Source organism: Fodinibius halophilus (assembly GCF_011059105.1).
Taxonomy (GTDB): domain Bacteria; phylum Bacteroidota; class Rhodothermia; order Balneolales; family Balneolaceae; genus Fodinibius; species Fodinibius halophilus.
Map to the genome: position 1 here is coordinate 1 of NZ_JAALLS010000065.1, position 1,302 is coordinate 1,302.

Sequence of the window (1,302 nt, forward strand, 5' to 3'; positions counted from 1 at the left end):
TGTCATGCTGAATACTATGACTTTTTCAAGCTTTTTACGCAGATTGTTTGAATTTTTTCTGTATGTAATTCGGATCATATTGTTCCCGCCTGTTCCACATGGCGCAGTACAGTCGGATTAATTTGTTTATGATGTTGTTGATGACCAACAGATGCGGTTTGCCCTCGGCTTTTTTTCTGTTGTAATAGTCCCGATAGTGCGGGCAGTGAGTCTTGACACTCAGGGCGGCCTGATGGAGAACCCGTCGCACTTCGGCATTGCCAAACCCGCTGCTATGCATGCTCCCCCGAACCGAACTGCCGGATTGGTATGGGTGCGGGGCAAAGCCGAACCGCGAGGATACTTTCCGTGGATTCAGCTCCGAGGTCCCGGCAAACAGGCTCAGCCACAAGGAAATCAGCACGGGGCCCATACCCGGGGCCGTCCGCAAGGTTTGGTGGCGCTGGCTGAGGGCGGGGTCGGTATCGATCAGCCGGCGGATGCGCTCTTCAAGTTCCGTGATATGTTCGCTGAGTAGCTTCACTTGCTGGCGCCACATGTCGGTAAGCCGACCCATGTCGGCATCATGGAGATCGGCTTCGGTGAGCTTTTGTTTCAGACTCGCGCGCTGGTCAACCATCCCCCGTCGCTCGGCCTGAAGCCGCTTGAGTTGTCCTACGGCGGGTTTAGGAGCTTCGGTCTGGGGCAGCCGGTCGCTAAAACGGTCCCCGTATTCTGCCAGCTGTCGGGCATCAAATTTATCAGTCTTGCGATGATGTTCCCCGCTGACTTTCTTCAGAGCCGTGGTCTTCACCACCGCATGCGACCACCCGTGTTGGGTGGTCCATCGCAGCAGATGTTCCCCATACCGACCGGTATGCTCGCTAATAAGCCTGGTACGGGCTTTGCTTGCCTGCTGGGTTTCCAGCCACCGGCCCAACTGGCAGAAGCCTTCCTTCGTATTGGGAACGCGGTATGGGGTCCCATTTCTAGTCTTGCAATCCAATAGGTACAGGTCCAGCCATTGCTTTGAGATATCGATGCCTACGATAAAACGACAGAATAGTGTGATTTTCATAACAACTTCCCCTATGTTATTAGTGATTGATGGCTACCGATGTAGTTATCTTCCCGGTTCTTTTACAACACTCTGTGTTGCATACTATTTGGGTTCAGATAACTACCTGCCTTGGCAGGAGGAATTCAGCATATGGGTTTTTATCCCTGACTTGCGCGTTAATATTGCCTGCCAAAGGCCGGTAGCTTTTTGTTGGTTTTAACCAACAAAATATTCCTACCGAAGTCTAAAAGAACTTGTTTCAG

The 1,302-nt window shown here is 51.9% G+C and carries 1 protein-coding gene; it reads right to left on the reverse strand.

The window, feature by feature from the left end; all coding sequences use genetic code 11:
- Nucleotides 1-34 precede the first annotated feature (34 nt).
- Nucleotides 35-1,057, reverse strand: coding sequence for an IS110 family RNA-guided transposase (locus G3569_RS18185; RefSeq protein ID WP_165271508.1), 1,023 nt, complete (start codon nt 1,055-1,057; stop codon nt 35-37).
- Nucleotides 1,058-1,302: the final 245 nt, after the last annotated feature.